Origin of the sequence: Amycolatopsis acidicola (assembly GCF_007713735.2) — a bacterium.
In the GTDB taxonomy this organism is placed as follows: Bacteria; Actinomycetota; Actinomycetes; order Mycobacteriales; family Pseudonocardiaceae; genus Amycolatopsis_E; species Amycolatopsis_E acidicola.
The window spans coordinates 38,357-51,013 of sequence record NZ_VMNW02000036.1 but is presented as its reverse complement, the minus strand read 5'-3'; the positions used below and the strand labels follow the sequence as shown (position 1 = coordinate 51,013).

Sequence of the window (12,657 nt, the reverse complement as noted above, 5' to 3'; positions counted from 1 at the left end):
GCCCGGCGTTCAGTCAGTGGTCGATATCGCCTCCACGGACCGGCCGGTGGTGCGCGGGCCGAGTATCCCGACGTCCACGATCAGGACGACCATCGCCACCGCGACGATCGCGAACATGGCGCCGGCGCCCTGGCTTTCCAGTACCGGCAACAGGATGAACGGCATCGCCGCCGTGGCGAGCCTCGACAGCGAGTAGGCCGAGCCCGCCGCGGTGGCACGCAGCGAGGTGGGGAACAACTCGGCCTGGTAGGTGTGGAACGCGTTGGAGAAGACGTTGCTGATCGCGGTGTAGCAGAAGCCGAGTATCGCGATCGCCGCTCCGGTCGTCGAGTACCCGAAGCCGAGCCCGAACACCGCCATGCCCAGCGCGCTGCCCACGATCAGCCACTTCCGCTGCACCCGCTCCATCACCGGGATCGACAGCGCGGACCCGACGGGGTAGCCGAGGAACGTCAGCGCGCTGAACAGCAGCGAGTGGCTGAGGTCGAAACCCTTGGCCGCCAGCACGATCGGCACGAGGGAGCCGAATCCGTAGTAGCCGAACGCCTGCAGGGTCTGGAAGACGTACAACATCACCGTACGCTTCAGCCAGGGCGGACGGAACAGGGCCGAGGTGCGTTGTGGTTTCGGTTCCGCCGGGTGGTCTGCGGTTTCCAGTTCTGGCAACGGAGTTTTCGCCGAACGCTCCAGCCTCGCGACGACCTGTTCGGCCTCTTCGCTCCTGCCGCGTGAGAGGAGCCACCGCGGCGACTCGGGCAGCCCGGCGCGCAACACCCAGACGATCGCCGCGCCCAGCGCGCCGATCACGAACAGCCACCGCCAGCCGGCGAAACCCAGCGGCGAGTGGCCGACAAGGGCGCGCGCGAGGAAGCCCGCGGCGGGCACACCGCAGAAACCGACCGTGTAGGCCCAGGCCGTGGCCCGCCCGCGCGCGTGCGCCGGCAGCAGGTCGGCCAGGTAGGCGTCGGCGAGCGGGAGCTCCGCGCCGATGCCGATGCCCGCGATGAACCTGCACACGACGAGCATCCACACATCGGTACTGAACGCGCCGAGCAGCGTGAACACCGAGTAGATCGCGAGGGTGAGCAGCAGCGCGCGGCGCCTGCCCACCCAGTCGGCCAGTCTCCCCAGCGCGACCGCGCCGACGAACGCGCCGACGAAGGCGGACGCGAGCAGTGGTTTGAGCTCGGCGCTGGACACGCCGAACTCCTTGGCCAGCACCGTGCTCACGGTGCTGGCGAGGAACAGGTCGTACAGGTCGAAGAAGGTCGCCACGCCGACGACGGCGATCAGGTACCGGTGGAACCGGGTGACCGGAAGGCGGTCGAGACGGGCGGCCGTCATGGGCGGCGCGGTGGTCATGGAGGCAAGTTAGCGCAGCGGTGATCGGTTTGAAAATACATACTTCGGCAGATGTGCCGGAGCCCGATGGTCGATTAGAGTCGACGACATGAGCGAATGCGGACTCGAACGGAAGGGAAAATCGTTGATGTGCAAAGGTTTTCACGTTGGCGCGCGATCGGCCCGGCTCATGTGGACGAAGAGAGCCGGTGGACGGGAAGGCGCGGGTCCGCCCGGTGATGCGCGTCATGCCGCCGGAATCGGGCAGTCCGCCTGAAACCGGTTATGCGTGGCCCGGTGCGTTCTCCGCGCATCTCGTGCACAAAGTCAAGCCCTGCAACGCTTCCCGCCTGCGTGCGCGGGGAAGGGTGTTCGGCCTGGCCGAATGTGGCGCGGCCTGCGTACCGGTCGCGCCCACTTCGGGGCGCGTTCGCTGTCCTACCTGCTGGCCGTGGCCCGGTGCGGCGCGGGAACCAGATCCGCCGGGCGAGGGTGAACCTCAGTCCAGGTCCGGCACGACACGGGAAAGGTGGTGGTGTGGTTGACCGAACAGCTGGGTGCTGCCGTGGGCCCGCTTGAAAAAGCGGTGCGCCTCGTGCTCCCAGGTGATCGCGATGCCGCCGTGGAGCTGGATCATCTCCGCGGCAACGGTTGAGAAAGCCTCTGTGCAGTAGGCTTTCGCGACCGCGGCCAGGCGCGCGCGGTCCACGTCCGGTTGCGTGGCCGCGTATGCGGCCGACCGTGCGGTTTCGACCAGCACGTAGAGGTCGGCCATCCGGTGCTTCAGCGCCTGGAAGCCGCCGATGGGGCGGCCGAACTGCTCTCGCTGCTTGGTGTAGGCGACGGTGATGTCCAACGCTCGAGCGGCCGCGCCTGCCTGCTCGGCGGCGAGAGTGGCACAGGCTATGTCCCGGACGCGGTGCAACGCGGGCCGGAAGTCGCCGGTACCGATCCGGGTGCCGGCGACGCCGGTGAACTCGAGGACGGCCAGTCCGCGGGTTTCGTCCATCGTGGTCGAGTGGATGCGACGGACCTGTGCCGGGTCGGCCTCGAACAGGCCGAGTTCCTCGCCAGTGTCCGCGATCACCAGGAGTATGTCGGCGAGGTCTCCGTCGAGGACGTAGTGCGCGCTACCGTCCAAAGTGGAGCCTTTCGCGGTCACGGCGGCCTGGTCCGGGTGCCAGGTGCCGTCGGCCGTCGTCCAGGCAAGGGTCGCGATCGCGCCCTGGGCGATGGCCGGCAGCAGCCGCCGTGCCGCGGTCTCGTCGGCGGCTTCGAGGACTGCGTGGGCCGCGAGTACGGCCGATCCGAGGAAGGGCGCGGAGCTCAGCGCCCGGCCGAGTTCCTCGGCGACCACTTGCGTCTCACCCAGCCCGCAGCCCAGGCCGCCGTAGGCCTCGGGGATCGCCAGCCCGGCGACCCCGACCTGCTCGCACAGCACCTTCCACGGCTCGGAGTGCCGTTCCAGCACCGCACGGACAGTCTCGCGCAGGGCATCTTGCTCGGGGGTGAAGGTCATGCGGTTCCCTTCGCGGGCCTGAACGTGCGTGCCGGGACACGCGTCGTGACGTGGATCGACGTGCGGGCCGCGGTGCCTGCCTTCGACGCGCCTGCCTTCATACCAGCGCCTCCAGCACGCGGGAGCGGTGGTAAGCCTGCGTGCCCCAGGCGCCCACCAAGGCGCGCACCTTGGTGAGGCGCAGCCCGAGCGTGTGCTCGTCGGTGTAGCCGATCGCGCCGTGTACCTGCAGGCCGGTGCGAGCGGCGAGGTGGGCCGCGTCGGCGGCGGCGACCTTGGCTGCGGAGACGTCCCGTGTCCGCGTCGGGGTCTCGTCGGCGACGGCCGCGCCGTACAGGAGGGGGCGGGCGAGCTCCAGCCTGGTGGCCACGTCGGCGAGCAGGTGCTTGACCGCTTGGTACTGCCCGATTTCGCGACCGTACTGCCTGCGCTGCCGGGCGTAGGCGACCGTGGTGTCGAGCAGCCACTGCCCGGCGCCGAGCAGCTGGGCGGCGGTCGCGAGCGCGCCGAGGTCGAAGGCGCGGGCCGGGTCGGTGCTGGTGCCGATGGGGTCGCCGGGTTCGGCGGTGAACAGCCGACGCGCGCCGTCCACAGAGGACAGTGCACGGCCGGGTATGAAGACGGACAGGCCGGAGTCCTGAACGCGCACCCGGAGCCCGGCGACGTCGGCGTCGAGGGCGTAGGGCACCTCGGGTGGGGCGGCGACGGAGGCCAGCGTGTCGCCCGCGGCCACGTCGGCGAGCAGTTCGTCCTCCAGCAGGGCGGGCAGCACGGCGGCGGTGTCCACCCACGGCCCGGGGACGGCGTGGTACCCGAGGCGCTCGAAGGCGACCACGAGTTCGACGGCATCGGCGCCGATGCCGTCGAAGCGCTCGGGCACCATCAGTGCCGGCACGCCGACCTCGGCCAGGCCGCGCCAGATCTTGAGCCCCGGCCCGTGTTCGCCGGCGGCCCAGGACCTGACGGCCGCCGCGGTGTCCACACTGGACAGATAGGCGTCCAGTGTGGCGGAGAAGTCCTGTTGTTCCTGGGAAAGCGCGAACCTCATCGATCACCCCTGGGCAGTCCGAGCAGACGTTCGGCGACGGTGTTGCGCTGGATCTGGTCGGTGCCGCCGTAGATCGGGCCCGCCAGGGAGAACAGCCAGCCGTCGAGCCAATCGCCGCGGAGTTCCGCGTCGGGACCGAGCAGGTCCAGCGCCGTCTCGTGCAGAGCGACATCCAGATGCGACCAGTGCAGCTTGTTCACGCTCGACTCGGGGCCGAGCTCGCCGCCTTCGGCGAGCCGGGTGACCGTGCCGAACGTGTAGAGCTGGTAAGCCCGGGCGCCGATCCAGGCGTCCACCACCCGGTCGGCGGTCTCGTGGGAGCCGCCGACCTGCCGCCACAGGCCGACGAGCCGGTCCGCGGCGGCGAGAAACCTGCCGGGGCTGCGGAGGGACAGCCCGCGCTCGTTGTTGGCCGTGGTCATCGCCACGCGCCAGCCGTTGCCCGGTTCGCCGATCACGTCGGCGTCGGGGACGAACACCTCGTCGAGAAAGATCTCGGCGAAACCCGGCTCGCCATCGAGCTGGCGGATCGGGCGTACCTGCACGCCCGGAGAACGGAGGTCGAACATGAAGTAGGTCAAACCCTTGTGCCGCACGCTTTCGGGATCGCTGCGGAACAGGCCGAACGCGCGGTCGGCGTAGGCGGCGCGCGAGCTCCAGGTCTTCTGCCCGGACAGGAGCCAGCCGCCGTCTTTGCGCACCGCCGTGCTGCGCAGGGTGGCGATGTCGCTGCCTGCCTCGGGTTCGGACCAGGCCTGCGCCCAGATCTGGTCGCCACGGGCCATTCCGGGCAGGATGCGGGCCCGCTGCTCGTCGGTGCCGTGGGAAAACAGAGTCGGCCCCAGCATGAAGATGCCGTTCTGGCTGACCCGGCCGGGCGCGCCCGAGGCGTAGTACTCCTCCTCGAACACGACCCACTCGAGGAGGCTCGCATCGCGGCCGCCGAACTCCTCGGGCCACGAGACGACGGACCAGCGTGCGTCGGCGAGTTTCGCTTCCCAGGCACGGTGCTGTTCGAAGCCGTCGGCGGTGTCGAAGGAGGCGAGCGGTTCGGTGGGGACGTTGTCGGCCAGCCAGGTGCGGGCTTCGTCGCGGAAGGCCAGTGTGCGTTCGTCGAGATCGAGATCCACGGTCACGAGGCCTTGTTCGCGTCGCGCATCGAGCGTGCGTTCTGGCCGGCGAGCGAGTCGCCGCCGACTTCGGCGTTGTGGGCGTGGGCCAGGTGGTGCAGGCCGAACGCAGAGTCCATGCCGGAGCGCATGCCCATGAGGTCCTCGGCCTGGTTGACGGCCTTCTTCGTCAACGCCAGGCCGAACCGGGGCATTTCGGCGATCTTCTCGGCCAGCGCGAGGGTTTCGGTCTCGAGGTCGGCGCGGGGCACGATGCGGTTGAGCATGCCCCACTCCTTGGCCTGCTGCGCGCTGAATCGCTCGCCGGTGAAGAGCACCTCCTTCGCGGCGCGGGGCCCGAGCACCCACGGGTGCGCGAAGTACTCCACGCCGGGAATTCCCATGCGCACCACGGGATCGGCGAAGAAGGCGTCGTCGGAGGCGACGATCATGTCGCAGACCCAGGCGAGCATCAGCGCGCCCGCGATGCAGGCGCCCTGGACGCTGGCGATGGTGGGCTTCGGGATTTCCCGCCAGCGGCGGCACATGCCGAGGTAGACCTCGGACTCGCGGGCGAAGCGCTGGTCGCCACCCTCCTTGTCGACGTGGTCCCACCACAGCACGGCCTTGTTCTCGAACGACTTGTCCACATCGCGGCCGGGGGTGCCGATGTCGTGCCCTGCCGAGAAATGCTTGCCCGCGCCGGCCAGCACGATGACCTTGACCTCGGCGTCGTCGACCGCGCGGGTGAACGCCTCGTCCAGCGCGTAGGTCATCGCCGAGTTCTGGGCGTTGCGGTATTCGGGCCGGTTCATCGTCACCAGCGCGACCGGGCCGCGCCGCTCGTAACGGACGACGTCGCTCATGGGGCCTCCCTCAGGACTCGTTTCAGCACCTTGCCGGAGGCGTTCCGCGGCAGCTGCTCGCGGAACTCCACCTGACGCGGCACCTTGTAGTTCGCCAGGTTCTGCTTGCAGTACATGATGACGTCCTCAGTGGACAGTTGCTGTCCCTGCACCGGGACGACGAAGGCCTTGCCCACTTCGCCGAGGCGCGCGTCCGGGACTCCGATCACGGCGGACTCGCTCACCCCGGCCAGCCGGGCCAGCGCCTGTTCCACCTCGGCGGGGTACACGTTGAACCCGCCGCAGATGTACATGTCCTTGATCCGGTCGGTGATCGTGAGGTAGCCCCGCTCGTCCAGGTGGCCGACATCGCCGGTGTGCAGCCAGCCGTCCGGGTCGATGGCCTTGGCGGTGGCCTCGGGGTCGTCGAGATACCCGAGCATCACGTTCGGGCCGCGCAACAGGATCTCGTTCGTTTCCGGGTCCGTGCGCACGTCGATGCCGTCGGCGGCGCGGCCGCAGGTGTGCGCGACGGTCTTCGCGTCGTCGTCGGCGACGCACATCGTGGCGACCACCGCTTCGGTGAGCCCGTAAGCGGTGAGCACGGTGTCGAAGCTGAGCTCCGACTGCATCCGCTCGACCAAAGCGACCGGCACCGTGGCCGCACCGGTCACGGCGAGGCGGAGGCTGGACAGGTCGTGGTTCGCGCGCAGCGGCGAGTTCAACAGCATCTGGTAAATCGTCGGCGCGCCGGGCAGGACGGTGACCCGCTCCTGCTCGATGATCCGCAGCGCCTGCTCCACGTCGAAGGTGGCCTGCGGGATCATCGTCGCCCCCCGGCTGACCGCGACGAGAATCCCTGCCTTGTAACCGAAACTGTGGAAGAACGGGTTGACCACGAGGTACCGGTCGTCGGCCGACAGCCCGCCCCGCTCGGCCCAGCCGCGCGCGACGCCGAGCGCCTGCCGGTGCGCGGTCATCGCGCCCTTGCTGCGGCCGGTGGTGCCGGAGGTGAACAGGATGTCGCTGACGTCTTCCGGGCTCACGGCGGCCGCGCGCGCGTCGACGCCGCTGGTGTCGCCGTTCCAGTCGACTTCACCGTCCACGGGTATCCGGAGCACCGTGGGCGGGATCCTGGTGCCGGCTTCGACGAGCTGCTCGAACCGGTCGACGCCGAGGAACGGTCCCGCGAACACGAGCGCACGCGCGTCCGTGCGCTCGACGATGTCCCGCATTTCCGGGCCGGTGAACCGGGTGCTGATCGGCACCAGCACCGCGCCCGCGTGCAAGGCGCCCAACGCCGCGATCACCCAGTGATACGTGTTGGGAGAACAGATCGCGATCCGGTCGCCGGGCCGGATCCCTTCCTCCAGGAAGAGTCCCGCGCACCGGCGGATCCGCTCGTACAGTTCCGCGTAGGTCAGGCGCACCGGACCGTCGACCACCGCTTCACGATCGCCGAACCGTTCCGCCGCCCGGACGACCGCGGCCGGGATGGTTTCCATGACGCTGCTCCCTAGCAAGTGCTTGGTAGGGTAGCCTACGCAGGAGGCCTCGTTTTGAACAGAGGAGGTGCGGTGTCGGAGTTCCGGGATCGGGTGCGGACCTGGCTGGAGGAGAACCTCGCCGGGGAGTTCGCGGGCCTGCGTGGTCTTGGCGGGCCTGGCCGTGAGGACGAGGCGTTCGAGGAGCGCGTCGCGTGGGAGCAGCATCTCGCCCGCGCTGGCTGGAACTGCCTCGGCTGGCCCGAGGAACACGGTGGCGCCGGCGCTTCCTTGGAAGAACAAGTCATCTTCCACGAGGAGTACGCGCGGGCCGAGGCGCCGGCCAAGGTCAGCCACCTCGGCCAGGAGCTGCTCGGCCCGACGCTGATCGCGTTCGGCACTCCCGAACAGCAAAAGCGATTCCTGCCGAAGATCGTGTCCGTGGACGAGCTGTGGTGCCAGGGCTATTCCGAGCCCGGCGCGGGTTCCGACCTCGCCGCCGTCTCCACCAGCGCCCGGCTGGAAAACGGCGAATGGGTCATCCGCGGCCAGAAGATCTGGACCTCGCTCGCGCACGTCGCGGACTGGTGCTTCGTGCTGGCCCGCACCGAGCCGGGGTCGAAACGGCACCATGGCCTGTCCTACCTGCTCGTGCCGCTGCGCCAGCCCGGGGTCGAGGTACGGCCGATCCGGCAGCTCACCGGCACCAGCGAGTTCAACGAGGTCTTCTTCGACGAGGCCCGCACCGACGAGGCGCTCGTCGTCGGGAAGCCCGGGGAGGGCTGGCGGGTCGCGATGGGCACGCTCGCCTTCGAACGCGGGGTCGCGACACTCGGCCAGCAGGTCGGGTTCCGGCGTGAGCTCGTGGCGTTGACCAAGCTCGCCGAGGAGAACGGCGCGGCCAAGGATCCGATCATCGCGGAGCGGATCGCGCGGTCCTGGATGGGGCTGGAGGTCATGCGCGCCCACGCGGTGCGCACGCTCGGCTCGCAGGCGCCCGGCGTCGCCGAAGTGTCCAAACTGGTCTGGGCGAACTGGCATCGCGAGCTCGGCGAGCTCGCCATGATGGTGCGGGGCGCGGCGTCGATGGTCGAGGAGGACGCCTGGCGGCGCCTCTACCTGTTCAGCCGCGCGGACACCATCTACGGCGGCTCCAACGAGATCCAGCGCAACATCATCGCCGAGCGGGTGCTCGGGCTGCCTCGCGAGGCACGGCCGTGAACCCCGACCACCCGAACGACGTGCGGAGCCGGAAGGTGCGCCCATGATTCCCGTCCCGAAGTACCCCGAAGGCGCGAACCTGTTGCGCGACAAGGTCGTCGTGGTCACCGCGGCGGCAGGCACCGGCATCGGTTCCGCCGTCGCGCAGCGCAGTCTCGAAGAGGGCGCGAAGGTGGTGCTCAGCGACTGGCACGAGCGCCGGCTGGGCGAGAAACTCGACGAGCTCAAGGGCCTCGGCGCGGTGCACGCGATCCCGTGCGACGTCACCGACGAGGAGCAGGTGCAGGCGCTCATCGACGGCACCACCGCGCATTTCGGCCGGGTCGACGTGCTCATCAACAACGCGGGCCTCGGCGGCAGCAAGTCCATTGTGGACATGACGGACGAGGAGTGGACGCGGGTACTGGACGTGACCCTCAACGGCACCTTCCGCGCCACCCGGGCCGCTTTGCGCGCCTTCATCGCACAGGGCGACGGCGGCGCGATCGTCAACAACGCCTCCGTCATCGGCTGGCGCGCGCAGGCCGAGCAAGCCCACTACGCCGCCGCCAAGGCCGGGGTGATGGCGCTGACGCGTTCCGCCGCCGTCGACGTCGCGGAGCACGGGATCCGGGTGAACGCGGTCGCGCCGAGCCTCGCGATGCACCCGTTCCTGGCCAAGGTCACCACCGAGGAACTGCTCGCGGAGCTGACCGAGCGCGAAGTCTCCGGGAGGGCGGCGCAGCCGTGGGAGGTGGCGAATGTGATGGTATTCCTCGCCAGCGACTACGCGTCGTACCTGACCGGTGAGGTGATTTCCGTGAGCAGCCAGCATGCCTGACCAGAACTCCGGCCGCCGTGCCGAACTGCTGGACCTGGCCGCCGAGCTCTTCGCCGAGCACGGCTACAGGTCGACGACGGTGCGCGACATCGCCGACGCCGCGGGCATCCTTTCGGGGAGCCTGTACCACCACTTCGACTCCAAGGAGTCGATGGCCGACGAGATCCTCCGCGGCTTCCTCGACAGCCTCTTCGGGCGTTACGCCGAGATAGTCGAGCTGGGCCTCGGGCCGCGCAAGACCCTCGAGGCCATCGTGACCGCGTCCTTCGAGGCGATCGACTCGCAGCAGGCCGCGGTCGCGATCTACCAGAACGAGGCGAAGCACCTGACCAAACTGGAGCGCTTCGCCTACATCGAAACCCGCAACACCGAGTTCCACCGGCTCTGGACCGACCTGCTCACCGAAGGCATCGCCGACGGCGCCTTCCGCCCCGACCTCGACGTCGAGGTGGTGTTCCGGTTCATCCGGGACACGGTGTGGTTCGCGGTGCACTGGTACAACCCGAAGGGTTCGCTGCCGGTGGAGGAAATCGCCCAGCAGTACCTGACGATCGTGCTGGACGGGATCGCCACCCGGCGCCGTCCCGCGAAGAGGAGAACAGATGGCTGAGGCCTACCTGCTCGACGCACTCCGCACCCCGATCGGCCGCCGCGGTGGCGCGCTGTCGGCCATGCACTCGGCCGACCTCGGCGCGCACGTGATCAAGGAAGCCGTGCGGCGCAACGGAATCGACCCCGGTCTCGTCGACGACGTGATCTTCGGCTGCACCGACACGCTCGGCTCGCAGGCCGGCAACATCGCGCGCACGGCCTGGCTCGCCTCCGGTTTCCCCGACCACGTGCCGGGGGTGACGATCGACCGCCAATGCGGCTCCTCGCAACAGGCCGTGACGTTCGCGGCGCAGGCCGTGCTGTCCGGCACGATGGACCTGGTGCTGGCGGGCGGCGTGCAGAACATGAGCCAGATCCCGATCAGCGCGGCGATGCTGGCGGGGCGCGAATACGGCTTCGAGGACCCGTTCTCCGGTTCCAAGGGCTGGCAGGAACGCTACGGCTCCACCGAGGTTTCCCAGTTCCGCAGCGCGGAGATGATCGCCGAGCACTGGAACCTCTCCCGCGAGGCGATGGAGGAGTTCGCCTACCGCAGCCATCAGCGCGCGATCGCGGCCATCGAGGCGGGCCGGTTCGACGCCGAAATCGTGCCCGTCGACGGGTTCCGCCACGACGAGGGGCCGCGGCGGGACACCAGCCTGGAGAAGATGGCCGGCCTGAAACCGCTTTCCGATGGCGGCAGGCTGACCGCCGCGGTGTCGAGCCAGATCTCCGACGGCGCCAGCGCCGCGCTGGTCGCTTCCGGGGATTTCGTCCGGGAGCACGGCATCACGCCGCGCGCGCGGATCCACCACGTGTCCGTGCGTGCCGCCGACCCGGTGTGGATGCTGACCGGGCCGATCCCCGCGACCGCGCACGCCCTGCGCAAGACCGGCCTCGGCGTGCGGGATATCGACCTGTTCGAGGTGAACGAGGCTTTCGCGAGCGTGGTGCTGGCCTGGCTGGACGAGACCGGCGCCGACCCGGAGCGGGTCAACGTGAACGGCGGCGGGATCGCGCTCGGCCACCCGATCGGCGCCACCGGCACCAAACTGCTGGCCACCCTGCTGCACGAGCTGGAACGCCGCGGCGGCCGGTACGGGCTGCAGACCATGTGCGAAGGCGGTGGCACCGCCAACGTCACGATCATCGAGAGTCTACAAAGGACTTGAGGGGCCCCCGGGCGGCGCCGTACTGGGGGAGGAGGCGCGGCCCGGGGGCCGTTCGCCCCGGCGCCCGAGGGGGAGTTGTGCGCCGGAGCACGATCGGCGTGAAACTGGGGAGGATGACGCCGACCGTCACCCTTCAGCGTACCGCTAGTCTGCGGCGATGGGAGCGGACAAGGAACGCATGCTGCGGGGCGAGCTCTACCGTGACAACGATCCCGAACTCGTCGCGGAGCGCGCGCGGGCGCAGGGGTTGTGCGACGAGTTCAACGCCTGTCCGGCTGAACAGCGGGGACCGGTGCTGCGCAAGCTGCTCGGCCGCCTCGGCGAAGGATCCTGGATCATGCCGAGGTTCCAGTGCGATTACGGCTACCTGATCGAGCTCGGCTCCAACAGCTTCCTGAACTACGACGCCATCCTCCTGGACTGCGCGCGCATCACCATCGGTGACGACGTCTCCATCGGCCCGCGCGCCCAGCTGCTCACCGCCCTGCACCCGATGGACGACCACGAGCTGCGGCGACAGCGCTGGGAAACCGCCGCGCCGATCACCATCGGCGACAACGTGTGGTTCGGCGGCGGCGTCATCGTCTGCCCCGGCGTGACGGTCGGTGACAACACCGTCGTCGGCGCGGGCAGTGTCGTCACCCGCGATCTGCCCGCCGGGGTGTTCGCGGCCGGCAACCCTTGCCGGGTGATCAGACGACTAGGTCGGTGAGGATTTCGCCCAGCGCGTCGGCGAAAGCGGCGGGGTTGCGCTGTGGGGCGAGGTGCGCGCCCGGCATCTCCACGAACGGCAGCCCGAGCGCGAGCGCGAGCGTCCGCGCCGGCCGGTAGTGGTAGTAGCCGCGGCTGCCTTCGCCGCCCGCCAGCACGATCGGCACCCGCGAACGCCGCAGCGCCCCGACAGCGGGCAAGTAGTCGTAGAACCCGAGCAGCTCCCGGGTGAACAGCGTCCGCCATTCGGCTTCCTGGGGCAGCCGGATCGTCTTCAGCTCCTCCGGCAGCCCGGCGCCCGCGATCGAGCCCAGGAAGCCTTTGAACGCCGCCATGATGTCCCCGGCTTCGGTGCGCGCCACCTGTTCCGCGGCGAACTCGAGCCACTCGTCGGCGTCCGGGAGCAGCCGAACCGCGGGCGGTTCGTGCGCCACCAGCCCGCCCACCGTGTCGGGATGGCGGGTGGCGAGCGCGAGCCCGATCTGCGCGCCCGCGCTGCTGCCGAACACGAGTGCCTTGCCGTAGCCGGAGAATCCGATCACCGCGCGGGCGTCGTCCGCGTGCCGTTCGACGGTGATCGGGCCCTCGGTGCTGTCCTTGCTCCGGAAATGCGCGCGCCGGTCGTAGGACAGCACGGTGTAGGACTCCGCGAGTCTCTTCGCGAGGCCGCGGTAGCTGTCGCCGTTGCCGATCCCGCCGGCGATGAACAGCAACGGCGGGCCGTCGCCGAGACGCTGGACGTGCAGTTCGCCGTCCTCGACCGGGCAAGCTGAACTCATGGCGGGAAGTCAAGCAC

The 12,657-nt window shown here is 69.7% G+C and carries 12 protein-coding genes; 5 read left to right on the top strand and 7 right to left on the bottom strand.

Going from position 1 to position 12,657, the window contains the following annotated elements:
* Positions 1-9: 9 nt before the first annotated feature.
* The 6 genes from FPZ12_RS23220 to FPZ12_RS23195 all read right to left on the bottom strand — a co-directional run bounded on the left by FPZ12_RS23220 (position 10) and on the right by FPZ12_RS23195 (position 7,367).
* Positions 10-1,362 (bottom strand): MFS transporter, encoded by a 1,353-nt coding sequence (locus tag FPZ12_RS23220; RefSeq protein ID WP_243769983.1) that lies wholly within the window; start codon positions 1,360-1,362, stop codon positions 10-12.
* Between the two features lie 478 nt (positions 1,363-1,840).
* Positions 1,841-2,860, bottom strand: a complete 1,020-nt coding sequence (locus FPZ12_RS23215) for an acyl-CoA dehydrogenase family protein (RefSeq protein ID WP_144747715.1) — start codon at positions 2,858-2,860, stop codon at positions 1,841-1,843.
* Positions 2,861-2,957: 97 nt separating this feature from the next.
* A complete protein-coding gene (locus FPZ12_RS23210) occupies positions 2,958-3,908 on the bottom strand; it encodes an acyl-CoA dehydrogenase family protein (RefSeq protein WP_144747716.1) in 951 nt (316 codons plus the stop codon).
* Entirely contained in the window at positions 3,905-5,038 is a 1,134-nt protein-coding gene (locus tag FPZ12_RS23205; RefSeq protein ID WP_144747763.1) for an acyl-CoA dehydrogenase family protein, read from the bottom strand. Before FPZ12_RS23205 ends, FPZ12_RS23210 begins: the two co-directional genes overlap by 4 nt.
* A gap of 2 nt (positions 5,039-5,040) precedes the next feature.
* Positions 5,041-5,883 carry an enoyl-CoA hydratase gene (locus FPZ12_RS23200; protein ID WP_144747717.1) on the bottom strand — a complete coding sequence of 281 codons (843 nt, stop codon included), beginning with the start codon at positions 5,881-5,883 and terminating at the stop codon, positions 5,041-5,043.
* Complete coding sequence (locus FPZ12_RS23195; protein ID WP_144747718.1) at positions 5,880-7,367, bottom strand: FadD3 family acyl-CoA ligase; 1,488 nt, start codon at positions 7,365-7,367, stop codon at positions 5,880-5,882. Before FPZ12_RS23195 ends, FPZ12_RS23200 begins: the two co-directional genes overlap by 4 nt.
* Before the next feature lie 72 nt (positions 7,368-7,439).
* On the opposite strand from FPZ12_RS23195, the gene FPZ12_RS23190 reads away from it, so the two are divergent.
* From FPZ12_RS23190 to FPZ12_RS23170, 5 genes are all read left to right on the top strand, one after another.
* Positions 7,440-8,567 (top strand): acyl-CoA dehydrogenase family protein, encoded by a 1,128-nt coding sequence (locus FPZ12_RS23190; protein WP_144747719.1) that lies wholly within the window; start codon positions 7,440-7,442, stop codon positions 8,565-8,567.
* 43 nt (positions 8,568-8,610) lie between these two features.
* Positions 8,611-9,387 carry an SDR family oxidoreductase gene (locus FPZ12_RS23185; RefSeq protein WP_144747720.1) on the top strand — a complete coding sequence of 259 codons (777 nt, stop codon included), beginning with the start codon at positions 8,611-8,613 and terminating at the stop codon, positions 9,385-9,387.
* Positions 9,380-9,997, top strand: a complete 618-nt coding sequence (locus tag FPZ12_RS23180) for a TetR/AcrR family transcriptional regulator (protein WP_144747721.1) — start codon at positions 9,380-9,382, stop codon at positions 9,995-9,997. Before FPZ12_RS23185 ends, FPZ12_RS23180 begins: the two co-directional genes overlap by 8 nt.
* The gene (locus FPZ12_RS23175; protein WP_144747722.1) at positions 9,990-11,150 is read left to right on the top strand and encodes an acetyl-CoA C-acetyltransferase; all 1,161 of its coding nucleotides are present in this window, start codon (positions 9,990-9,992) and stop codon (positions 11,148-11,150) included. Before FPZ12_RS23180 ends, FPZ12_RS23175 begins: the two co-directional genes overlap by 8 nt.
* Positions 11,151-11,307: 157 nt before the next feature.
* Positions 11,308-11,862 (top strand): sugar O-acetyltransferase, encoded by a 555-nt coding sequence (locus FPZ12_RS23170; protein WP_144747723.1) that lies wholly within the window; start codon positions 11,308-11,310, stop codon positions 11,860-11,862.
* On the opposite strand, the gene FPZ12_RS23165 is transcribed toward FPZ12_RS23170, so the two are convergent.
* Positions 11,843-12,640, bottom strand: a complete 798-nt coding sequence (locus FPZ12_RS23165; protein WP_144747724.1) for an alpha/beta fold hydrolase — start codon at positions 12,638-12,640, stop codon at positions 11,843-11,845. The genes FPZ12_RS23170 and FPZ12_RS23165 overlap by 20 nt on opposite strands.
* Between the last annotated feature and the right edge of the window lie 17 nt (positions 12,641-12,657).